This is a genomic window from Arthrobacter sp. B0490, from assembly GCF_002929355.1.
GTDB lineage: Bacteria > Actinomycetota > Actinomycetes > Actinomycetales > Micrococcaceae > Arthrobacter_D.
Window position 1 is genome coordinate 19,428 of sequence record NZ_PJIR01000013.1, and the last position, 21,907, is coordinate 41,334.

Sequence of the window (21,907 nt, forward strand, 5' to 3'; positions counted from 1 at the left end):
GATGACAGTGTCCTCCTGGGCGGTCCTTCCGCGGGCGCTCTCGAAACGCACGGGTCTGTCCGGCGGAGGTGTGCATGACCGAAAAGCGGTGATCAGAGCCCACGGAGCGGGTACCGTGTGAGACTCGAACTGACACGGGAGTACAGACGGTGAGTTCATCACGGCGGGCAGGCAGCGCTGGCGTCGGTCTAGGTGCATTGTCGCTAGTTCTGTATATCGGTGCGACGATCGCATCAGCTGTTGACTACAAGATGACGGAGGCAGCGGGCCTGCCGATCGACGGCCCGCCGGCGGCCATTCTGCTTGCCGGCTCGATTGCGATGGGGCTTGGATTCGTCGCCCTCGTTCTGCTGGTGCTGGCGTCGATCCTCCATAGGGCCACAAGACGAAGCAGCACGACGTCGAGTCAGGTTGCGCACCCCGTCGGCGTTGATCGCCTCGACAACAGGCCGACGCGCTCCCACAGATAGACCCATCGGGCAGGACACAGAATGCACGAGGGTGGATCGTCTATCGCTCGATGCCGTGCTGGCGCAGTGAGACTCATGTCTGCCCTTGCCTCTGGTCCTTCTGCAACACGTCCGGCACGCTGAGTACATGCAGGACTACTCCGAGTTCGTACGAGCCATGCGAGCAGCGCTCACGTGGTGCGGCACCCTTCGCGTCGATCAGGAGGGGGCGACGGAGCAGGTATGGCTTCTCACACCTGACGGCCGCGAGTTCCTGTTCAGGGTGCCACTCGCGGGCATCTTCGATGCAGTCACCGCGCTCGACTCCGACATCATGTCCGACCCGGATGATGGCAGGCCGATCATCGGACAGCTCGGACTCTTTGCTGTACATGTGCAGGAAGCCGTCGACACCGCAGGCGGTGGTGAGCGCGTGCTGGAGTTCACCAGGTATGGAGTCGACGCGCAGTAAGCCTCGGTCAGGGATGCCCGACAAGCTTGTAAGTGAATCCTCCTGCGAATCAGGTGCCCGACGGTGCGAAGATCACCTTCTACCGCCTGAGCTGTCTGCGGATCCTTGCTGGGATGTGGTCGGGGAAGTCTTCTCCTGTCCCGCCAGCTTCGTAGAACGACTTCACGAACTCTCGTACTTCATCGATCAGTTCGGCTCCAGTCATACGCGCCATGTCATCTGGCGTGTGGCTTGCCGGACCGACCGCGCACTTACCGACGGTGAATCCGTAGGTTCCCGATGCTGGGCCGTTGAGCCACGAGACGTCATAGCCGAGGACTCCATCCGGCTGCTTCTTCTCACTGATCCGGAACAGCTCATCATCGACAGTGACCTCGGACGGCTTCATCCCACGAGTCTGGATTCGAGCCAATAAACCGTCCCGCCTGAGGATCTTTCACCGCACCGCGCTCATCCATGGGGTGTTCGTTCGGTCGGTGGTAGCGCCTCGGCGAGTCATGAAGTGGGGCCAGGTATCTCCGTCCTCCCCGGCCACCCACCATCGACACGATCACCGCCGCGAACTTCGGCAGTCACTCTGATGGTCACTCGGTGTGTTGCATCGAGGGTCGAGTTCTTGAGCCACGCCTTGGTGCACGGCTGCTGAGCCTAGGCGCTTCGCTTGTCAGGGTTCCTTCGCGGTCATCCCGGCGTTGGTGTGAGCGTTTGGAGGCCGGTCACGCGTAGGAGGTCGAGTTTGGCTTCGTCCCCGCTTCCGGGCGCGGCCGTGTAGACGACGATGCGCAGGTCGCTGCCGGGAACGGTCAGCACGTCGCAGTCGATGGTGATCGGCCCGACCGGGGTGGACGTCACCGTTTTGCGGCTTGACCGGTGATCGGCGATCCGCGCCTCCGCCCAGCGGCGTTCGAACTCGGGCGACTCGGTACGGAGCCGTGACACGAGGTGGTTGAGAGCTGTATCGCGTGGATAGCGGCCGACAGCGGCGCGAAGGTCTGCTGCGAGGTCCCTGGCGAAGTCCTCTTCATGCTGCTCGTCGAAGTCGGTGCCTGGGTGACCTGAGGTGAAGTGTCGCCACACCAGGTTCCGCTCGATTCCGACATAGCTGGAAGGGTCACCATTGAGCGCGGCCCAGAGCGGGTTCCACAGCAGGATGTCGTGGGTAGCGGTGAAGACGGCCATCGGCACGTCGGAAAGGCGATCGATGATGCGCTGCACTCCGGGACCGATGTGTTGCGGAACTACTCCCGCTGCAGGTGGCGCGGCTCCGGCGGACCGGTAGAGATGATCGCGTTCGTCGTCCGTGAGGCGCAGCGCGTTCGCCAGGGCCCGGAGCAATTGAGGGGAAGGATGTCGGGCGCGACCCTGTTCGAGGCGCACGATGTAGTCGACGCTGATCCCGGCCAGGGAGGCGAGCTCCTCGCGCCGGAGGCCGGCGGTGCGTCGACCAGAACCGGCCGGGAAGCCAACATCCGCAGGTCCGACCCGCTCCCGCCATGCTCTGAGGACGCTGGCGAATTCGTTCATGGTGTTCATTGTCCTCTTCGGCCGCATGATCACGGTGGTACTGGCAGTCCCCCTGTCGACGGGTGCCTGGATGAGTCGGCATGTCGGGCGCACGATGAAGGCATGACGACAACAATGATCACCGGCGCCAACAAGAGCCTCGGTCTCGAAACCACCCGCCGCCTCATCGAGGCAGGCCATACCGTCTACGCGGGCATGCGTGACCTCGCCACCGGTGCAGCGGTCCGCGCACTCGGCGCCCATCCCGTGCAGCTCGACGTCACGGACCAGGCGAGCGTGGATGCCGCCCTCGGCTCTTTGCCCGAACTCGACGTACTGGTGAATAACGCCGGCATCCTCGGCACGTCATTCGGTGTCGATGACCTGAATCCCGAGGCCCTGCAGGAGGTGCTCGACACCAACGTGCTTGGAATCGTCCGAGTCACCCAAGCGGCGCTGCCCCTTCTTCGCCTGTCCCGTCAGCCGGTGATCGTCAATGTCTCTTCCGGAGTCGGGTGGCCACGCTTCCTCAGCACTGAGGGGCACGACGAGTTCACCGTACCCGCCATCCCGTACGCGGCATCGAAAGCCGCCGTCATCGCACTGACCGTGCAGTACGCAAAGAACCTGCCCACGTTCCGCATCAACGCGAGCGACCCCGGATATACCGCCACCGACTTCAACGGCCACGGCGGTCACCAGACGGTGACCGAGGGAACAGATGCCACGGTGGCCCTCGCCCTCGTTGCAGCCGACGGGCCGACCGGCCAGTTCCACAACCGGCAGGGACGGATCCATTACTGACGGTTCACGTCAATCATTGCGACGTCGCGATGGTGGAGCGAAGGGCGTATCAGTAGTGTGGCGAACGTGAGCGAGATCCGCATCGGCACTTCCGGATGGAGTTATGACCATTGGAACGGGGTCTGCTACCCGCAGGGAACCGCGCCTGCGAAGCGACTGGACCATTACACGGCACGCTTCGACACGGTGGAGCTGAATGCCAGTTTCTATCGCTGGCCACGCGATACGACCTTCACCGGGTGGCAGCGTCGCCTTCCCCCCGGTTTCGCGTTATCGGTGAAGGCGCCGCGCGGGCTGACGCACGGTAAGAAGTTGTACGCGCCGGAGGTCTGGATCGAGCGGATCGCCCGCTGTTGGCATGAGCTGGGCGACCGTCGGGCTGTCCTGCTCGTCCAACTACCGCCGGCGATGGAGCGCGACGACGCCCGCCTCGACTACTTCCTGTCCCGCGTGCCGGGGTGGATTCGAGTGGCGGTGGAGTTCCGCCATCCGAGTTGGGACGACGACGCCGTCTACGGTCTGCTCGGGCGACACCAAGCCGCCTACTGCGTGATGAGCGGCGCCGGGCTGCCGTGCATCCTGAAGGCGACGGCGCCGTTCGTCTACGTGCGGCTGCACGGCCCGGACCATGAGCATCTCTACGCGGGCTCGTACTCGGACGCGGACCTGCGCTGGTGGGCGGATCGGATCCTGGAGTGGCACGGCGCCGGCCGGGACGCGTATGTGTACTTCAATAATGACGGCGGCGGCAACGCGGTGCGGAACGCCCAGACGCTGCAGGCAATCGTTCGAGCGGGCGACCCGCTTACCGGCAGCTGACATACTCATCCGATCGCTTCCCCATGTCCTGCAACCCACCGGTTGCGAGATGCAGGATACCGCCAGCCCTCGGGATAGTTGGGCCCGGGCGGTGAAGAACTGCCTCACATGTGGCGTTACCGCAACACTGCTTCAGTCGCTCCTGTCAGTTCGGGGGAGTGCATGAATCGAAACTGATCTCCGCTCACCTCTTCATTGTCACGGGTTCTGGACCGGAGGAGACTTGAGGCGACGGCATCCCATCCTGTGCCGCCCGCGGGGCCATCCGGCTGCGGGGCCTCACAGCAGCCTGTAGCGGCCTGGTGGATCGATGAGCTCCATGACACCCCTCGAAAAGGCCACTCAACGGTCGCGCCATCTCTTGCTCCTGGTGGCTATCGCACTGGTCGGAGGTCTCGGCGGGTGCGAGTACGCGCCCGACGACGCCTCCCTCCCGTCGGCCAGTACTCCGACGACGGAGGCCGGCACGGTCCCACCGCAGCCGGACGGCGGCGACTCTAGTACGGTCCCCCCGCTGCCGGACAGCGGCGAGCTCGAAGCCGGCACCTACCTTGTCAGCAGCTTCACGAAACCTTTCGAGATCACCGTCCCGGGCGGCTGGTTGAGCGATGGCGGTGAAGTGCTGTTCAAGGACGACCCGGATCACCCGGATGAATTGGCGGTCGCCGTGGTTTTCTGGCCCACCCCTTATGTGCCGACCGACGCCTGCGCGTGGCAAGGCAACCTCGTCGAGGTCGGCCCGTCGGCCGAGGCCTTCGTCGACGCCATGACGGCACAGACGTCGACAGCGAGCACCACTCCGGTCGAGGTCATGGTGGGCGATTACTCCGGCTTCGAGTTCGACCACTCTGTCGAGGGCGACCTGGACATCACCCCCTGTGACCGCGACAAGTTCTGCATCAGCTCAGAATTCTCGAACGAATGCACAAGCTGGTACTCGACCAATGAGGAACGCCAAACCTTCCGTGTGGTCGACCTGGACGGCCAGCGCGCTGTCATCTGGGTGGTCCAGTTCCACGAATCGACCAGTCCGGAGCTGACGAGGGAGGCACGCGCCGTCTTCGACTCGATCGTGTTCACGTCCGACAAGTGACCAACCAAGGCGATAGGCGATCCCGCCCGCGGGTCCTGACTCCTTCTCCGTACCCACTTGGGCGTCCTATGGCCTCAGTGTCTCGATACGCATCGTTCGACGCACAGGCATCACAGGTGGCGATCCCGCCTCCTCATCGACTTCAACCATCGTCCGCTCGAGCCCCGTCCTCGATTTCTCACTTGCTGACATCGGAGTCCGTCGCGACTGGGACATGCTTCCGGTGCTGCAGTGCCGGGCGTACCCTTGTGCCCTACATCCCCAGGAGTGGATGTGGCCGGTTATGGTCTCGCAGGAGTGCCGATTCGTCGTGCGCGTTCGATCTGGCCCTATTGAGGGTTCCAATTTCTCCGATGACGCGAGACCACTATGGGCATCAGGCGGACTACCCCCGGGCCGGAACCACACACCATCTCACCGCTGCCGCCTGGCATCCGGTCGTATGCCGTCGCGGTAATCCTCGTGGCTGCGCTGATCGGGACACTCGGCGGTTGCACCACGCCTGGCGAGGACGGTGCGGACAATGCCTGGTCATTGACTAGTCCCGATGCTTCGGGCGGTGACGCAGTTCTCGCCGTCGAGGATGGCGCGCAGTGGACCGACGAGGGCCTGGCGGTCAACGGGACGGGTTACGCCACCACCGAAACGCCGGGCCCGATCGCTACTGACGCGAGTTTCACCGTGACCGCGTGGGCTCGTCCGACCGGCCGGCTCGGGGAGTACGCGGTCGTACTCAGTCAGGCAGGCGATCTCGCGGGTGCATTCTTCCTGGGCGTGGCCGAGGGAATGTGGTCGTTCTCGGTCAAGCCTGAAGACGGCAATGGAGACGCCTTCGTGACAAACCGGGATCGCGCGACGCAGGTAGAAGTACAACCTGACGCGTGGGTGCACCTCACGGGCGTGTACGACTCAGAAGCCGGGCGGGCCACATTCTTCCTCAACGGGTACCCGGTGAGCGAGCACGGTGTCGCAACCGACCCGGTCTACGCAGCCCAGGGCCCGCTCCTATTCGGGCGCGCCCAAGCCCACGGGCAGCCATCGGATTTCTTCACCGGCATGATCACGGACGTGAGGACATGGCCGCGGGCACTCAGCGCCGACGAGGTAAGCGCAGTCGCGCAGGACGACGTGCCCGAGGGGGCCAGCCTTGATCAACCGGACCAATCCGCCGCATCCGTGTGCCCCAACCCGCATGGTGGTCTTTGCCGGGGAGTCCTTGATGCGGGGACCTACTCGACGACAGCCTTCGCACCGGCACTGTCCTATACGGTTCCGAGAGGGTGGCAGAACGGTGAGGACCTTCCGGGTAACGTCCTGCTGAGCAGGCCCGAGGACCAGGGCGCAGGGATCTGGGGTGGGAGCTACATCGGGATCTACCAGAACATCCGCGCGGCCGCGCCTTGCGGGGAAGTCGCGCAACCCGGCGTGGGCACGAGCGCCGACGAGCTCGCCGAGTGGTACCGCAACACGCCAGGGTTGCAGGTCATGGACGACACCCCCGTGATCACCGGCGGGCTCTCAGGAGTCGCGCTTGACTTGACCGTCGACGATCAATGGAGGAGCGAGTGTCCCCTTGCAGGTTCCATTCACGCGGTCCCGATTCTCATCGGGGGTGGAGTGTCTGACCTCCACCACGTCCTGGGCGCGCCACTGCAAATGCGCCTCTACCTCCTCGACTGGAACGGAGGCAACGTCGCGATAGAAGTCACTGCCGTACTGGACCAGCACGACCTCTCCACCTACCTCAACCACACCGGTGCAGGCCCGATCGTCGACTCCTTCGCCTTTGCGCCCTGACCGTAGAACACTGAGGACGGCTCATGAGCGGTTCTGATGAAGCGACGACAGGCGGTCCTACCGATAGAGCCCTGAATTCACGGTGACAGAGGAGACTGTCGCGGTTCTCGAGCGATGCCAGCTCGTCCGCGAGGGAACAAGGTCTGTGGCGTCCCTGTCAGGGATCCCTCGTGAGGTGATATTGACAGGTGCGACGGTGCCTGCCTGACTAGCACGATGACCAGCAACGCCGTTCTGGACAAGGTCCTGTTCGTGACGCACGCCGCAGTCAGCGGGGGCCTGCTCTCGGACGCCGATTCCCTCGCAGCCGGAATAGAGGCTGCGGGGTGGGTCCGGGCTGTCGACGGCGGGCACTGGTACTGCCCTGACCAGCCCTCCTGGTCACTGCTGTCCTCTGACCACGCACCGAACCTGGCGGTCTTCCTGACCGACGAGGACGCTGCGACGATCTTCGCGACGGGCCAGCAACTCGCGCGGCGGCTCGATCAGGATGCGCGTCTGGAGCGGTACGGGTCCGATCCGGGGTGGCCCGCCTGGCCACGGGATGATCCGCGCTGGGGGGAGTGGACCGGGCTCGGAGCCGACTGGGTGATGTGGGATGGGGGTCCTGCCCGGATCTCGTTGAACGTGCAGCCGGCCTACCAGCCAGGAGGGCACCGGTCGCCGCCGCATCTGCAGTTCCAGATCGGGCGGCTCGACACTCCACCGGAAGGGCTACCCGCGGACCTGGATCGTGCTGGCCGCATCGTCGGCTCGGGATCGCCGACTGCCCGGTGGTACCTCGCAGGAGAGGTCGATCTGCCCGAGCACGTCATCGACGCCCTGCGCCATGATCCAGACTCTGCCGTCGTTGCGGCAGTCGAATCTGGTGACAAGTTCCGCACCGTGCATGCCGCTGCGCGCGAACACACCAAACGGCACGAAGAACCCTGACTCTGCCATTCACCGTTTCCACCGGGGATCCGCCTACGGGCCTAGTCAACGGCTAGTGCAGGCGAATTCGGAATCCGACGACGGGGCCCTTGTCGTAGTAATCGACCATTGGTCCCCCTCAGCGGGACTTAGGCTAGGCAGATTCCTTCTTGGCCTTCGGCCCTTTTCCCGATGTCCCGATCTCGTAGCGCTGGGGCACGAACCGCTGGCGGTCCAACGGCGGCCGCTCATAGGTCCGGTTCTGGCGCTCGGGCAACTCGATGTCCGGCAACTCCGGCTGCTCGTAGGCGAACAGGGACAACAGATGAGCTATCAGGTTGAGCCGGGCTTCCTTCTTGTTGTCGGCATCCACCACCCACCACGGGCTGTGCTCAGTGTCACTGAACTCAAACATTTTGTCCTTCGCCTCGGCGTAGTCAACCCACCGAGCCTGCGCCTCAAGGTCCATTGGGCTCAGCTTCCAACGCTTGGCCGGGTTATCGATGCGGGCCTGGAATCGACGGCGCTGCTCAGAGTCGGAAAGACTCAACCAGTACTTCACCAGGACGATTCCGTCGGAAACTAATGCCTCCTCGAGCATGGGCACAGTGTCGACGAAGTCGGCATACTGTTCATCAGTGCAGAACCCCATCACCCGCTCCACCCCGGCGCGGTTGTACCAAGACCGGTCAAACAGCACCATTTCCCCGGCCGCTGGCAGATGGGAAATATAGCGCTGAAAGTACCACTGCGAACGTTCGCGTTCAGTCGGCGCCGGGAGTGCAACAACCCTGCACGAGCGCGGGTTCAGCGCACCGCTGATGCGTTGGATCGTTCCGCCCTTACCTGCTGTGTCGCGACCTTCGAAAAGAACAACCAGCCGCGTCCCCGTCTTGCGCACCCACTCTTGCAAGGCGACGAGCTCCTCCTGCAACCGCAGCAGCTCCTTCTCGTACTCCTTCTTCGACAGGACCTGGGGGCTCGCCTCATCAGACGTTTTCTTGACCACACCTCATATCCTGCCCTAGATCAAGCCGATTCAGGGAGGTTCCTCCCGCTGAAGGATTGGCCTACGCACTGCTGCAGTGTTCGAACGGAGGGGCGCTACTGAGAACCGTTTCCGGCCGGGCGGGATCGGTCCTTTCGTTCCGTGGACTGCGCTCATGCTGATTGAAGTAGGCGAACCACGGAGGCTAGGTAACGCCGACACCACAGTCCTTCGGTTCAGTGACGACACGAGGGAAGGCAGGTTCCTACGACGTGACGACAGGGATGCCTTCGAATTGTCCTCTTGGTGCGGCACCTGCCAATTCCTGTTCAAGCGGCTCGAAGGCTCGAACCAAACGCTCTCCCTCCCCGAGGTCCAGGCGACGCGCAACATCGGCCTCGACCACATTGATGAGAGCGCGCTCGAAGCGTTCTCCCAGGTCCTCGAACCCGGCACCGACCTTCCGATGCTCCTTCACATCCAGCCTCGCCTGGTCGCACCCGGACGAACTGGCGACTAGTTCAGCGAAGAACAGGTCGCGACCTGGGGCGTGAATAACTTCTGGGGGCTACCCGAGCACCCACAAGTGCCCTACTACCGGACCTGGCAGATCGCGGCGAACGACGACACCCACATGTACGAGTTCATCGTGCCGATGGTGCGAGAGAACGTGATCTAGTCGCAACGGAGCAATGCCGCAGTCGAATTCCGCCCCGGGACAAACCTTCGAAAGGGGCGGAGACCCTCGACCTAGGCTCGTCGGATGGAGCCCTTTGAGGTCACCGTCCACCGCAATCGACGAGGCACTTCGAGTACAGCGCGACCCCGGAGCGTCACCCGTTCAACCCACCGGATTCGATCAATGGGCTAGAGGCGCAACTACCAGTCGCCATTCAGCACTCCGCCATCGGCAGTCCAGCCTGACCGCCTGACACGTCTGACACGTCTGACACCACATGATTCGCGAGATGAAAGTCATCAGCGGTGACGACATGCCAGTGGAGTCGCTAGATGCGTCCTGGGGTCGAAGTCCCCCTGCGAAAGTGGTCTCCACCCAAGCTCCCATGATCAGGCTGCGGCGGACGCTCTGAAGGATTCAGGGACGCCCTGCGCAGACCCGGGATCAGTCCGCTCGGTGGGGCTCTCGCTCCCTCGCTGGCCCCTCGATTTCCGATTCGGCTTCCGGAATCATGCTGCGTCCACTGTCGCCTGTCGTTGCAGCATGCCTGGTGGGACGCCATCATGCGCGCAGAGGGCCAGTCCCTCGGAAATCGTGGTGATGGCGTGTGCGAGGGTGTCGGTGCCTGCGGGGATCTGCCTATCTTGCATACCGAACTCGAGCTTGCCTTGGAAGAGACGCACTCCGTCATGCCGATAGCTGCAAGTGCGCGGGCGACGTCACTGTTGCGGTCCTCCAAGCCCACTGCGGACTGGACGACGAGACATCCGAGGTGGGGCCCCAGGACCGATATCACGCCCACGAAGTCCTCGAAAAATCGATGGAACGCAGGCACGACCTGTGGTTCTTGACCGAAGGCGTCCGTGTCGTGCCCGCCCGCAACTGAACAGCTGGCTAGCAAGAACAACCAAGACAAGACCTGGGGTTGCGACAAGTACACCCAGACGCCACAGCGCAGAACGGCTCGTATCGCGTTGTTTTCAGGGTCCGATCGGGGCTTTTGCAACCCAAGCGATCGCGGGTCGAGATTTCATGCAACGCTGCCTTATCGTGCAACCGCTCGGTGGGTGTGAGTCTGGTGAGGTCGTCGAGGTCTACGGTCCTTCCTTCACGCAGGGTGGTGCTTGTTGGTGGGGTTTGCGGCGGCCTCGTTGCCTGGGAGCGGGACGGCGGTGCTGTCGGGCCCGGAGAGCCGGGGCACCCCTACCACCACGTTCCGATCCAGGGTGGTCGCGGTGGTAGGGGTTTTGACATGTCCCGGGCTGTGTCGCCTAGGCGAAGGTGGCGGCGTCGATGACGAAGCGGTAGCGGACGTCCGAGGAGAGGACCCGCTCGTAGGCGTCGTTGATCTTCTCGGCAGGGATGACCTCGATCTCAGCACCAATACCATTCTGGGCGCAGAAGTCGAGCATTTCCTGTGTTTCGGCGATGCCGCCGATCATCGAGCCGGCGAATGAGCGGCGACCGCCGATGAGCGCCATCGCGTTCACGGGCAGTGGCTCGGCGGGTGCGCCGACGTTGACCAGAGCGCCGTCGACCGTCAGGAGTCCCAGGAAGGCGCTGATGTCGATCCGGGCGCTGACCGTGTTGATGATGAGATCGAAGGAGCTGGCCAGGTCGGTGAACGTGGTTTCGTCACTGGTGGCGTAGTAGTGGTCCGCGCCCAGGCGGAGGCCGTCTTCCTGCTTCTTGAGGGATTGTGAGAGGACGGTGACTTCGGCGCCCATGGCGTGTGCGATCTTGACGGCCATGTGGCCGAGGCCGCCGAGGCCGATCACGGCAACCTTCTTGCCAGGCCCGGCGCCCCAGCGATGCAGGGGTGAGTAGGTAGTGATGCCGGCGCAGAGCAGGGGAGCGGCGGCGTCGAGCTCGATGCCCTCGGGGATCCTCAGGACGAAGTCCTCGGTGACCACGACGTGGGTGGAGTAGCCGCCCTGGGTGATGGTTCCGTCACGGTCGGTGGCACCGTACGTGCCGACCATCCCGTTGACGCAGTACTGCTCGTCGCCTGCGGTGCAATTCTTGCACTCCCCGCAGGAGTTGACCATGCAGCCGACGCCGACGCGGTCGCCGACGGCGTGCCGGGTCACCTCGGCACCGACTTCAGCGACGATGCCCGCGATCTCATGTCCGGGTACCAGGGGGTAGGGCTGCGGACCCCAGTCACCTTGCACGGTGTGGATGTCGGAGTGGCAGATGCCGGCGTACTTGATGTCGATCAGGACATCATGGGGGCCGACGTCGCGGCGTTCAATGGTGGTCGGGGCGAGGTCTCCGTCGGCGGAGGGTGAGGCGTAGGCGTGAACTGTGGTGGTCATGTGTTTTCTCCTTGTAGGGGCGTTCAGTTGCTGGTTCCGGCCGGCCGGCCGTAGTCCGGGTCGGTGATGTGCCCGCCCCACGTCACGACCTGGCCCTGGGCGTCCACTTCCTGAATGGCGATGTGGGCCATGAAACGGTCGGCGGTAGCGCTGTGCCAGTGCTCCTCGTGGGGTGGTGCCTTCCTTCGTGTGGGCGCTCCGGACACGCGGACCGTCCGATCCGCTGAGGGGCGCGCTATTCCCTAGTGCTTCCTGGTCTTCTTGAGGTCGTCGGCCATGGAGCGTGCTTCGTCCGACAGCCGAGCAGCCCTGGACTCATCTCCGGCCTGGACGGCCTGCCAGTAGTCGATCTTCAGTGCGACGTACCGTTTCCGCAGGGCGATGGATTTCGCTTCGAAGGCTAGCTGTTCCTGCTGGGCCTTCAACAGCTTGATCTGCTCCAGGGCAGCGTCAGCCCCAAGCGCCCCGTTCCCGATGTAGCGACGCATGTCACTCACGGACATGCCCGTCGCGCTCAGGCAGGACACCCAGGTCAACAGATCCAGATCCTCCGGCGTGTAGACCCGGTGCTTGCTGCTCGCGCCGCGGGAGATCGGAGTGATCACGCCGATCGATTCGTAATAGCGCAGCGTGCTGGCTGGCAGACCCGTCAGGGCCGCCGCTTCCTTGATCGTGTAGGTCTTTCGGATGGTCGGTGTACTCACTCCGTCAACGATAGGAACTTCAAGTGCTCGAAGACAAGCCGCCCTCGGCAACGACCCAAGTTGGTGAGACGTCGCCGGTCCGCCCCAGCACTGCCGGTCTCACCAAAGGATCCGCGACCGTGCGCCGCTATTCGCTTGACGCTTGCGCTGGTCAGGGCTGGAAGCCTGTACTGAAGAAAAAGGCAAGAAGTCCGACCGCTGTGAATGGTAGGCACGCGACAGCGCACTTCTTCCGGCGCGCGGAGCGCTCATGCTTTCAAACCGTGTGGTGTAGGTGACTGCGAAAAATACCGATCCGAACAAGCATGCAAGACCGATTCCGATCGAAACTTCAAGTGCCATGCTCGTCGCTCCTCCACTGACCCCGATCCGACACAACTGAAACAGACGCCAAGAGGATGAAAGCAAGACAGATTGGACCCTTTGGCAACCTGATTCCCCCGTCCGTAAGCCGGTGGTCGTATGGGTAGTCGACCCACTTGCCCGGAACGCGGTCCCATTCAGCGACCGCATCGGCTCCACGTCGTGTGGAAGGGAGATCACCCGGGTAGCGACCGCCTACCGACACTCGGTCAAGATCGACGTGGTGCTCGACCTTGCCCTTTCGTATACGGACGTCATGCACGAGCCACGGCCATAGACGCTTCTCACGCGGGATGAGCGAACGGCGCCCTCTTCTCACCTTCGAGCTCGCACATGGATCGGGAACTCTACTGCCTCACTCGAGCTGTTTCCCGTCTAGTTGCTGAACAAGCCCAAGTCCTACGATTCCAGGTCCGCGTGAATTACGATCAGGGCGAACCCTTCGGGCATCCTCGAAAACATCTGAGCTTTCGCGTCCCCAGGAGTCGCGCCCTCGGCGCTCACCTGGTCCAGCTCGGTACCTCGAATGACTCCCGTAACAATCATCAGGCCAGCCCAGCGGCGGGCTCGTCCGCGGTTTCGACGGCGCCGACCTCCACCGGATGATCATCGACATCACGGAGCCGGCCTGGGGATCCACCAGCAGCCGGTGATCGCTGCCGCGGTGATGATGCTCACCGCGGGGGCACCTCGCCGAAGTGTCACCGGCAACGAATATCCTGCAGAAGGACTCATCACCAGCAAGAGAAGCAAGCCATGATCACCCACCCCGGCGAATACCACGACGCAAACTCGAAGACGCCCGTCCCGCAGTCCCGGCGGACCCTCGAGATCATCGAGTGGGGCCGGCTGATGCCGCCCCTGCCGATCCAGGTAGCCCTGCGTGAGCGCCGCTCCGCCCCGGTCCTGATGCTGCCCTCACTGCCGCCCGTCATCGATGGAGAGGCGGCCTGAAGGTTCGGGAGCATTCCCATTCAGGCGGCCTTGTTGCACATGTGCAAGGCGTGGACTGGGCATATGGGCTTGCAGGAGACCATGCCGACATGTGCCCGGTCAGGGATCCCCGACCGGACACGATCCTCTTGTGCTGTCAGCCGCATCGTCGCGCCGGTGGAACGGATTGATCCTCACCGTGCATCGTCAGGTGCCAAGCTCCGCAAGCAGGGCCACCCGGGAACTAACGCTGTCGGTTGAAACAAACCGCCTTCCGCCTGCGACAGTTGGCCATGCCACTCACACCGCGCGTCCGCACATGAAATCAGGTTGGACTTCCTCGTCCTAGGGATGTGACGTGACACCAGCAACTGGAGAAGCCCATGATGTCTGGGACCGGGGTACGTGGCGCAACCCGCCCGTGCGTGCGGTCGCTGAGGGGCGGGCTCTGCGTGTGACAGCAGCCGAGAACAGTGACGCCTGGAGGCACACCTCGTACCACTTTCACCCGGTGGGTTGAAACCTATGCAGATGCGACGCTGCACCCTGAACACGACTAGAGTCGCCACCCCCAGCCGTGGGCATAAGAAGCGTACTGAGTTGAACAGATCATCGAACGCCGTCCGTAAGTGGATCGTCATGCGGGTTATCGCCGGCCCTCTAGGCGGGGGCCCGAACCGGGACTGATTCACGGCGAGCGACGGTGGCTCCGAGGGACCGGTGGCCCTGGCCGGTTCGGGGCTCGTGCTGGTCACCAAACCTCCTCCATCCGGGTACCGCCGGCTTCTGCTGCTGATCTACGGGGTAGGCGAAGGAACGTTGAAAAAGACTGGACAGGCCGAACGCGTTCCTGCTTATCTTGCTAGATCACAGGTGTTGTGCATCACGCAGGCGTTTCTCATCCCGTAGAAGAGTTATGAGGAGAAATGAAAAATATTGCCGTAGGCGCGACACTGGTAGCCGCAGGAGGGTGCTCCATCCTCTCTGTGGCCCCCGCCATAGCGGCTCCTTACCCCTACTTTTTTCAGACCTGCGCTGCAGCGGCTTCATATGGTGTTTACAACATGCCTGTTGGTTCGCCGGGCTATGCTCCGTACCTTGACACCGACGGAAACGGTATCGCATGCGAGAACGCGAACGTAGCTTACGACGTCAAGCTCGTGCCCCCGGGAGACACTGATCTTTTGGGCGACCCAACAATCCCCGTCTTCTTCCAAGACTGCGCTGAAGCGGCTTTATATGGTCTATACAACATCCCGGTTGGTTCGCGCGGTTATGTTCCGGACCCTGACACCGACGGCGACGGTATCCTGTGCGAGAACGCCGATATAGCTTACGACGAGAGCCTCGTACCCCTGGGATACCCTGATGTTGTGCGTGACCCAACGGCCCCCGTCTGGTTCCAGGACTGCGCTGCAGCGGCGTCATATGGTCTTTACAACATCCCGATTGTTTCGCACATATATAGTCCGAACCTTGACACCGACCGCAACGGTATCGGGTGCGAGAACGCCGATATAGCCTACGACGCCAGCCTCGTACCCCTGGGACGCCCTGATGTTATGGGTGAACCAACGCCCGACGATGCTGTGGGTCAACCCCTGCCTCCGACTGTCGAAATCCCGCAGGTGACGCGAATGCCCGTTGGCGGAGCGGATACCGGGGTCTCCCAAGCGACCACCCACAACAAGAATGCTCTCGCCCTTGGTGGGGGCCTGGCCCTCATGGCAGCATCTGGTGCCATGTGCGTAGTGCGACGCCGCACTGCCAAGGTCTAATCCCGCCGACACCCCGAACCGGCTCGTAATCCTTAGGGTTGTAACCACCGGACTTTCTCCCTCGTCGCTACTTCTGGATGAGGTCATCGGTCGGGACCACCATTCCTTGAGCCACCCCTTGGTCCTGCGACTGGCCAAAAGCCCAGATCAGCGGTCGGAAGCGTATGTAAAACTGCGCCTGCGGATTCGGTGTGCTGGTACCGATAGCGCCTCTGGTTCTTAAGGTCGAAGTCCAGCTCCAGGCTCTCCGGGCTCGACAGCTTCCGCCAGGCCGATGTCACCCGTGCGCTGGACAGCGCGGCGGCGATCGGGATCCTGTCGACGGCGGCCAGTTGGGTTAGGTCCAGGCCGGTGAGCTGAGCGATGGCGAGGAGGGGGACCTGGAAGGTGCGGAACGGGCTCAGTGGGGGAGCGTTCCTAATCTCCCTCGCCAATCGCTCCCGGCTTTGGTGCGTCGGGCAACTCCTCCAGCTGCGGCGTCTGGTCGACGACGTACCCGGTGGCGGCGAGGGACCCTTTGTGGAGGAATACGGCGCCTTTGAAGAAGCGCAAGGGTATGTCCACGCCCCGATACACAGGATCGTGGTCACAGAGGACAGTCCCGGTGGACACGATCAGGCGCCGGCCGTGGTCGGCGGCGTTCGCCAGCAGGTACGTCTCCAGCCCGAACCAGAGTTCGCGGCTCTCAGCCGATGACCGTTTCGTGAACCGGGACGGATGTTGGTCATCAAGTCCGCTGATTGATCGGGCCCGATAGAGGATGCTTGCTGAGCATCCAATTCTCAAGAAGATGCGGGGCGTGGACGTAGAGGGATCGTCTTACGGAATCCAGCTCTGATCGCCAGCGTTTCGAGGCGATGAGCCGTGTGCCGTCGACTCGGGCGCAAGGCGTGCTGTCGGTAATCAGACTGACCCCTTCAGGGCTGTACGTGGACTTCAGGTGGTTCGAGAAGCCGTTGACTGAATGGCTCGGGCGAGGTCGAGAGGACGGCTCCACATAGGCCAGTGTCCTGTCGGGACGTCGATGACGTCGAGGTGCTCGATGTTCGCGACTTCGGCGAACACGGCGTGACCTGCGCGGGCCAGCTCCAGCACCTGCGCGCTCGGGATCGAGCAGCACACCAGGGTGGTCCGGACCTTGCGCCGGGCAAGGTTGGTGAGCTCGACGGCCTGACGAAGCACGGGGCCGGGCTCAGGGACGGCCCTGGCCCGGAAGCGCTCGAGGACCTCCGTGCTCAGGCCTTCGAGGCTGGCCTGCTGTGCGAGGACGTCGAAGGATGGCAGCGGAAGCTCCTCCAATCCCTCCGGGAGGTCGGGGGCGAAGACGCTTCCCGTCGCCACGGGGCCGGAGTCGACCCACACCACCCGATCAACAAGCTCAGGGTGCCGGTCCAGGACGAGGCTGACTGGGGCGTTCGCCCCACTGTGAGCGACGAGAGTCGCTGGCTGATCCTCGGAGACCCCGAGTCGAGCCAAGACGTCCATGACCGCTGCGGCTTGATCATCGAGAGTCTTCCCCGCACGCTCGGGATCGCCCCCGTCGAGACCAGGCAGCGTCATGGCGACTGTACGCGAGTGGTCGGTTTTCAGGTGTTCGAGGACTTCATCCCACGCCCAGGCGCCCAGCCAGTGGCCGGCGATGAGAATGATGGTCGGACTGCTCGTCGTAGTTGCCATGTCACTATCGTCGTAAGTGCTGTGGACAGGAGCATGTCACTATTCGTGTCATGAATCTGATGAGGGCAGAACGGTGAAGCGAGCAGAGCGACTCCATGCCCTGTCCGAGATGTTGCGCCGCAGTGGATCACGGGGTTGCTCCGCGGAGCGGCTGGCCGGAGAGTTCGGCGTGTCGGTCCGCACGGTCAAGCGGGACCTTGCCGCGCTCGAGAGCAGTGGCGCGCCCGTCTGGTCGCGGCCAGGTCCGGGCGGTGGCTACGGATTGGCCGTAGGCGCGTCCCTGCCGCCGGTCAGCCTGTCCCCAGCGCAAGCCGTGGCGCTCATGGCGGCCGTGTCCGCTGCACCCGATGCCCCCTACGCCGATCTGGCGGCAGCCGGAATTCAAAAGATCCTGGACGTCCTCGATCCCAAAACCCGGGCACGAGCCGATGAACTGGCCGACCGCGTCTGGGTCAACGCGATTCCCTCCTCTTCGCGTACCGTCAGGTCGGCGCTGGAGGAGGCGATGGCCGAGCAGCGAGTGGTCCGCATGCGCTACACATCGGAAGATGGGACCACGACCACCCGCGACGTCGAACCCGTGCTGTTCGCGTCCAGGAACGGCTTGTGGTACCTCGTTGGGTGGTGTCGATTGCGCAACGCGATGCGATGGTTCACCGTGTCGCGCATCGAGCGAGCCAGCGTAACCAAGACGGTGTGCGGTGGCCATACCGTCCACGAGGTCGGCGAGCCCCCAGCAAATGCCAGGCCCGTGCACGGTCGGGGCGAGTGAGTACCTTGATCGACCTCTCCGGTCAGTACGGCTAGCTGACGGCGATGAAAGGAACTGAGGCCATGTGGCTCTTGAGCAGGTTGGCCCGGTCCGCAGGCTTGTTCCAGCAGCTGCTACGTGTTTAGGTGAAGCCCTAGAGGCGCCAACTGCAATCCTTGGGGGAAAAGTGGCCGGAACAGAACCATCGAGCACGTCTAGGCGGACACTGCGCGCAGGAATCATCGTTGGGGGCGTCGGCATTTCCGTGATGCTGCTTTCGAACCTGTTTCTGCAAAACTTCGGAGCGACCACCTTCAACGGCGAGAACGCGTTCTTCATCACGCTGACGCAGATTTACCTACTGGCGCCCCTTGCTTGTCTGCCCTTCTCGGCGGCTCTGGTCTCAGCGGCTTTGGTAATGCGCCACATTGATGCAACCAAGTTCGATCGCGATCGGTCTGTCGAGCAGCAATCGGCTGACAGCAGTCGCACCTAATCGGACACCTCACCGGCAGCGGCCAGCCGCACTGTCGTGGCGCAGCGGCGTGGGAGGTCTGTGGTTGCTTAGTGCGAAGTGCGAAGAAGCAACCGAGGTCCGGCAGGGCTGGCTGACCGCTCTGCTGGAACGGAAGACCCCGCCGAAGCGGGATGGGCGCAGTTCTCGGCCACGACGCTGGTGAACTACGGCAGTTCCGTCGCACGGGCGACCGGACCTACCGGGCACTGGGCGAGAAGCCGACCACGAACCCCGACAAGGCAGTCCTGGCGATGGTGCTGGCCGCGCACGCGGTGGACCTCAGCCGGGAATGATGGCGTCGCCCCGGCCCTCAGGGCGCCTATTAACCGTTCCAGCTCGAGGAATGGGGATACACCCTCAGATCAACCACTACCCGGCCCTTCTCAGGCGCTGCCTCAGATTGCGGTCAATCGCCGTCACCGTCGGCAGCCCCGATGGTTTCGGGGCTCCAGGTGGGTTCGGCCATTGCGGTAAGTGTCTGCCCAGAATCTCCGGCCCGCAGCGCAACGATGTTCTTCTCGAAATCAGACACATCGGTTTCATCGGCCACGAAGGGACTGGTATCGATACCCGCCTCATCAGGCACGTCCATGAGGGGTCCATCCGTCGGAATCCGGGTAGCAGGTTCACTGCCGGCCGGGTTCACGGCGACCAAGCGGATGGGCGGTATCTCGCAACCCATATCCTCGGTGGCGTCCATGCGGGGCCTCCTGTCCCGTGCTGGGATCAGTCTAGGCGGGTAGATTCCCAAAAGGTCGAAGCGTTCAGAGATTGCATAAGTGCTCTGGCACCCCCAGCGACGCTTCTCAGCAAAGGATCCCTTGGCTGATCATGGAAGAGCGCTATGGCGGCCAGTAGGTAGTCGTCCCATTCTCTCAGAATGGTTGACAGGTGAGTGGTGGGTCCTGTGTCAGGCTGCTCGTTCGAACCAGTCGATTGCGAGGTCGGCGACTGAGGCGGGGGCGTCGTCGGTGATGAAATGCGCTGCGTCGTCGACGTAGGCGAACTCGACGCGGTCTGCGTACCGCTGCGGATTGCGGCAGGTACGTCCCATGAGTTCCTCGGTCCAGGGTCGGTCGCGGCGACCGAAGACGACGAGGGTCGGCACCGTGAGCCGCTGGCGGCTGTAGACACCGCTGGTGAGGCGTGCGGCTTCGGGCAGGATCATGCGGCGGGTGAGTGGACGCACCGCGCCGTCGATGTCGGGGCGGCGCATCGGGGCGAGGTGGGCTTCGATGACCGGCTCTGGCATCGGGTGGGCAACGTACTCCTCGGAGAAGATCCCGCGCAGGGAGATACCGGGGCGGTGCCAGATGAACTGGGGCAGGTGCCGGAAGCCCGGGAGGGATCGTGGGCTGAACTTCATGAAGGCGGGCGGCACGGCTAGCTGGACGGCGGTGCGCACCCGCTCGGGGTGGCCATAGGTCAGTTGCCAGGCCGTGATGACGCCCATGTCGTGGGCGACGAGGTGGGTTCGCTCGATGTGGAGGGCATCCAGTATGGCGAGTAGGTCGCGGAGCCGGGTCTTGCGTTCGACCCGCGGATTCTGGGCGATCGTCCAGCCGGCCCCGCGCAGGTCGGGGCAGAGGACGCGGTAGCCGTGTTCGGCGATGACCGGAGCTATGGCGTGCCACTGCCACCAGTGCTGGGGAAACCCGTGCAACAGCATGACCGGTTCGCCCTCGCCAATGGCGGCGAGGTGGGTCCGCAGGCCGGGTGTTTCAATGATGAGGTGCTCGAAGCCGGGGGCCTCCGGTAGTGGCGGCGACCAGGTTGGAGTTTCGATGGAACCTGTGCTGCTGGGCTCGGGCGTGGCCATGACGACCTCTTTCGTGCAGTGAAATACTATATTCATAGTAGACCCTGTGGAAGGGGGTGTCCATGGCGTCGGTGACCCGGGAGCGTGCACTCGAGGCGGCCGTAGAACTGCTTGGCGCAGAGGGGGTGCGCGCGTTGAGCCATGCGCGAGTTGATGATCGGGCGGGCCTGCCGTCGGGGTCGACCTCGAATTGGTTCCGTACCCGCAGGGCTCTGCTTGCCGGAGTGGTGGACTGGATCGCCGAGCGTGAGCGTGCCGATCTGGATCCGGCCGCGATGCCTGTGATCTCCGAAGTCGACGGGCTGATCAAGGGTTTATGTGAGATGGCCGAAATGCAGACCGGACCCTATGCGGGGCGCACCCGGGCGCGGTACGCCCTGTTCCTCGAGCTCGCTCAGGACCCCGAGCTTGGTGAGCCGTTGCGGCGGCAGCGGCGCGAGTTCGAGCGGTGGGCTGAGCGGATGGTGATCGCCGTCGGTGTCGCCGACCCCGTGCCGGCGACGAGGGCGCTCATGGCACTGTGCGATGGACTGCTCCTGCATCGACTCACCGTTGACCCCGAGCTCGATGTACGTCCCGCCATCGACCGCGCGGTGCGCGCCCTGGCGAAGTCCTGACCTGATGCCCTGGCGCCAAAAACTAGACCGCCGCGGCAAACCTCATACCGATGTCGAGTATTACGGACGTCTGCCCTGCGGTGTGGCCGGCGGTGCGATTGCAACGTCGACGGCGGACTCGACTGCATCCCGGCACGCGTCCGTCGGATGAATGAGGAGTGACTGTATCGCTTGAATCAGATCCACAAGTCTGGCCGTCTGGATTGTTGAGAGGCGTGCCATTGAAGAGGCAATCGATTCAGTGACGAGGACACCTATCTGATCTCCGAGGGCGCCCCCGCGAGATCCGCGGTGAGTGATATAACTCCCTCCAACGGAAATATGGCCGAGAAGCGCTAGCAGAGGGATGCGGATCTCATGCGAAACGTCGCCGGCAGCAACAGCGGCGATGAACGGCACTGCATGGACTGTTGCTTCGTACACCGTGCCCTGATGGCAAATGTTCGAGTAAAGCCCGTCGCTGAGTGCCAAGAAAGGATCGGTCCGAAGCGCAGCCAATGATCGTGGCACGTCGCCTGTGAGGGCAAATGACACGTCATAGGCGCTACCCAGCGGAACGTGACCCCTACCGTAGGCGTGCTCCAGTTGACTCCAGTCGACCTGGTCGAGTTCGTTCAGAGCATCGAAGCCCGTCCCGCTCGGTTGATACAAAGCATCCATACAAGTGAGAGTAGACAACCACGACCGCGGCACGAGCCCTTCCCGGACGGAGGGAAAAGGGTTCGGTTCCGTGCGTCGCCATATGGCCGACATCTCTGCGCAATCCTGCCCGTATGCCGGTACCTCACCAGAACACGGAAGCCCAGGCTCGAAGAAGCCGCTTCATTCTACTCGCGTCTATCCGACACCATTCCCGTATGACCCGCCCGAGAGCATGCCCGGTCGACGCCCCGTCAGCGAGCACCGAAACGAAC

The 21,907-nt window shown here is 63.4% G+C and carries 25 protein-coding genes; 14 read left to right on the forward strand and 11 right to left on the reverse strand.

The annotated features are described in order from the left end of the window. The first annotated feature begins 597 nt into the window (after window positions 1-597). Window positions 598-921 (forward strand): hypothetical protein, encoded by a 324-nt coding sequence (locus tag CXQ97_RS15720; RefSeq protein ID WP_146069682.1) that lies wholly within the window; start codon window positions 598-600, stop codon window positions 919-921. Between the two features lie 79 nt (window positions 922-1,000). Here the strand turns inward: CXQ97_RS15720 and CXQ97_RS15725 are convergent, their stop codons facing one another. Then, window positions 1,001-1,309 (reverse strand): hypothetical protein, encoded by a 309-nt coding sequence (locus tag CXQ97_RS15725; protein WP_104181824.1) that lies wholly within the window; start codon window positions 1,307-1,309, stop codon window positions 1,001-1,003. A gap of 293 nt (window positions 1,310-1,602) precedes the next feature. After that, entirely contained in the window at window positions 1,603-2,445 is an 843-nt protein-coding gene (locus CXQ97_RS15730; protein WP_104181825.1) for a helix-turn-helix transcriptional regulator, read from the reverse strand. A gap of 102 nt (window positions 2,446-2,547) precedes the next feature. On the opposite strand from CXQ97_RS15730, the gene CXQ97_RS15735 reads away from it, so the two are divergent. From CXQ97_RS15735 to CXQ97_RS15755, 5 genes are all read left to right on the forward strand, one after another. Further along, on the forward strand, window positions 2,548-3,228 hold the full coding sequence (locus CXQ97_RS15735; protein ID WP_104181827.1) for an SDR family NAD(P)-dependent oxidoreductase: 681 nt from the start codon (window positions 2,548-2,550) through the stop codon (window positions 3,226-3,228). Between the two features lie 66 nt (window positions 3,229-3,294). Beyond that, the gene (locus CXQ97_RS15740; protein WP_258062658.1) at window positions 3,295-4,047 is read left to right on the forward strand and encodes a DUF72 domain-containing protein; all 753 of its coding nucleotides are present in this window, start codon (window positions 3,295-3,297) and stop codon (window positions 4,045-4,047) included. 310 nt (window positions 4,048-4,357) lie between these two features. Continuing rightward, on the forward strand, window positions 4,358-5,140 hold the full coding sequence (locus CXQ97_RS15745; RefSeq protein WP_104181828.1) for a hypothetical protein: 783 nt from the start codon (window positions 4,358-4,360) through the stop codon (window positions 5,138-5,140). A gap of 462 nt (window positions 5,141-5,602) precedes the next feature. Further along, on the forward strand, window positions 5,603-6,937 hold the full coding sequence (locus CXQ97_RS15750) for a LamG domain-containing protein (protein ID WP_181035111.1): 1,335 nt from the start codon (window positions 5,603-5,605) through the stop codon (window positions 6,935-6,937). A 216-nt stretch (window positions 6,938-7,153) separates the two neighbouring features. Then, entirely contained in the window at window positions 7,154-7,870 is a 717-nt protein-coding gene (locus CXQ97_RS15755) for a hypothetical protein (protein ID WP_104181831.1), read from the forward strand. Window positions 7,871-8,003: 133 nt separating this feature from the next. On the opposite strand, the gene ppk2 is transcribed toward CXQ97_RS15755, so the two are convergent. Continuing rightward, entirely contained in the window at window positions 8,004-8,858 is an 855-nt protein-coding gene (ppk2, locus tag CXQ97_RS15760; protein WP_104181833.1) for a polyphosphate kinase 2, read from the reverse strand. A 154-nt stretch (window positions 8,859-9,012) separates the two neighbouring features. Here ppk2 and CXQ97_RS15765 point away from each other — a divergent pair, with 154 nt between their 5' ends. Both CXQ97_RS15765 and CXQ97_RS20405 read left to right on the forward strand, forming a co-directional pair. Beyond that, window positions 9,013-9,357: a hypothetical protein gene (locus CXQ97_RS15765; RefSeq protein ID WP_146069683.1), complete on the forward strand. Its 345-nt coding sequence runs from the start codon at window positions 9,013-9,015 to the stop codon at window positions 9,355-9,357. 30 nt (window positions 9,358-9,387) lie between these two features. Beyond that, the gene (locus tag CXQ97_RS20405; RefSeq protein ID WP_258062659.1) at window positions 9,388-9,516 is read left to right on the forward strand and encodes a hypothetical protein; all 129 of its coding nucleotides are present in this window, start codon (window positions 9,388-9,390) and stop codon (window positions 9,514-9,516) included. 1,271 nt (window positions 9,517-10,787) lie between these two features. Here the strand turns inward: CXQ97_RS20405 and CXQ97_RS15770 are convergent. From CXQ97_RS15770 to CXQ97_RS15780, 3 genes are read right to left on the reverse strand one after another with little or no spacing between them, the layout of a single operon-like run. Next, window positions 10,788-11,834, reverse strand: coding sequence for an NAD(P)-dependent alcohol dehydrogenase (locus CXQ97_RS15770; protein ID WP_104181835.1), 1,047 nt, complete (start codon window positions 11,832-11,834; stop codon window positions 10,788-10,790). Between the two features lie 23 nt (window positions 11,835-11,857). Next, a complete protein-coding gene (locus CXQ97_RS15775; RefSeq protein ID WP_104181837.1) occupies window positions 11,858-12,040 on the reverse strand; it encodes a hypothetical protein in 183 nt (60 codons plus the stop codon). A 36-nt stretch (window positions 12,041-12,076) separates the two neighbouring features. Beyond that, window positions 12,077-12,538, reverse strand: a complete 462-nt coding sequence (locus CXQ97_RS15780; protein WP_104181838.1) for a MerR family transcriptional regulator — start codon at window positions 12,536-12,538, stop codon at window positions 12,077-12,079. A 1,119-nt stretch (window positions 12,539-13,657) separates the two neighbouring features. Here CXQ97_RS15780 and CXQ97_RS15785 point away from each other — a divergent pair. Then, entirely contained in the window at window positions 13,658-13,855 is a 198-nt protein-coding gene (locus CXQ97_RS15785; RefSeq protein WP_104181839.1) for a hypothetical protein, read from the forward strand. A 905-nt stretch (window positions 13,856-14,760) separates the two neighbouring features. After that, window positions 14,761-15,612: an excalibur calcium-binding domain-containing protein gene (locus CXQ97_RS15790; RefSeq protein ID WP_104181840.1), complete on the forward strand. Its 852-nt coding sequence runs from the start codon at window positions 14,761-14,763 to the stop codon at window positions 15,610-15,612. Window positions 15,613-16,029: 417 nt separating this feature from the next. Here CXQ97_RS15790 and CXQ97_RS20670 read toward each other — a convergent pair whose 3' ends face one another. Together CXQ97_RS20670 and CXQ97_RS15795 are read right to left on the reverse strand one after the other, a co-directional pair. Then, a complete protein-coding gene (locus CXQ97_RS20670) occupies window positions 16,030-16,224 on the reverse strand; it encodes a hypothetical protein (protein WP_368784512.1) in 195 nt (64 codons plus the stop codon). A gap of 324 nt (window positions 16,225-16,548) precedes the next feature. Continuing rightward, on the reverse strand, window positions 16,549-17,289 hold the full coding sequence (locus CXQ97_RS15795; RefSeq protein WP_104181841.1) for an alpha/beta fold hydrolase: 741 nt from the start codon (window positions 17,287-17,289) through the stop codon (window positions 16,549-16,551). Window positions 17,290-17,362: 73 nt separating this feature from the next. Between CXQ97_RS15795 and CXQ97_RS15800 the strand changes: the two genes are divergently transcribed. The 3 genes from CXQ97_RS15800 (at window position 17,363) to CXQ97_RS19955 (ending at window position 18,850) form a co-directional block, all read left to right on the forward strand. Continuing rightward, window positions 17,363-18,061 carry a YafY family protein gene (locus CXQ97_RS15800; protein WP_104181842.1) on the forward strand — a complete coding sequence of 233 codons (699 nt, stop codon included), beginning with the start codon at window positions 17,363-17,365 and terminating at the stop codon, window positions 18,059-18,061. A 64-nt stretch (window positions 18,062-18,125) separates the two neighbouring features. Continuing rightward, window positions 18,126-18,536: a hypothetical protein gene (locus CXQ97_RS19610; RefSeq protein WP_146069684.1), complete on the forward strand. Its 411-nt coding sequence runs from the start codon at window positions 18,126-18,128 to the stop codon at window positions 18,534-18,536. 152 nt (window positions 18,537-18,688) lie between these two features. Further along, a complete protein-coding gene (locus tag CXQ97_RS19955; protein ID WP_181035113.1) occupies window positions 18,689-18,850 on the forward strand; it encodes a hypothetical protein in 162 nt (53 codons plus the stop codon). A gap of 113 nt (window positions 18,851-18,963) precedes the next feature. Here the strand turns inward: CXQ97_RS19955 and CXQ97_RS15810 are convergent, their stop codons facing one another. Beyond that, entirely contained in the window at window positions 18,964-19,257 is a 294-nt protein-coding gene (locus tag CXQ97_RS15810) for a hypothetical protein (RefSeq protein ID WP_104181844.1), read from the reverse strand. 210 nt (window positions 19,258-19,467) lie between these two features. Further along, the gene (locus tag CXQ97_RS15815) at window positions 19,468-20,376 is read right to left on the reverse strand and encodes an alpha/beta fold hydrolase (RefSeq protein ID WP_104181845.1); all 909 of its coding nucleotides are present in this window, start codon (window positions 20,374-20,376) and stop codon (window positions 19,468-19,470) included. 62 nt (window positions 20,377-20,438) lie between these two features. Between CXQ97_RS15815 and CXQ97_RS15820 the strand changes: the two genes are divergently transcribed. Next, a complete protein-coding gene (locus tag CXQ97_RS15820) occupies window positions 20,439-20,993 on the forward strand; it encodes a TetR/AcrR family transcriptional regulator (protein WP_104181881.1) in 555 nt (184 codons plus the stop codon). 60 nt (window positions 20,994-21,053) lie between these two features. Here the strand turns inward: CXQ97_RS15820 and CXQ97_RS19615 are convergent, their stop codons facing one another. After that, a complete protein-coding gene (locus tag CXQ97_RS19615) occupies window positions 21,054-21,653 on the reverse strand; it encodes a hypothetical protein (RefSeq protein WP_146069685.1) in 600 nt (199 codons plus the stop codon). Window positions 21,654-21,907 lie beyond the last annotated feature (254 nt).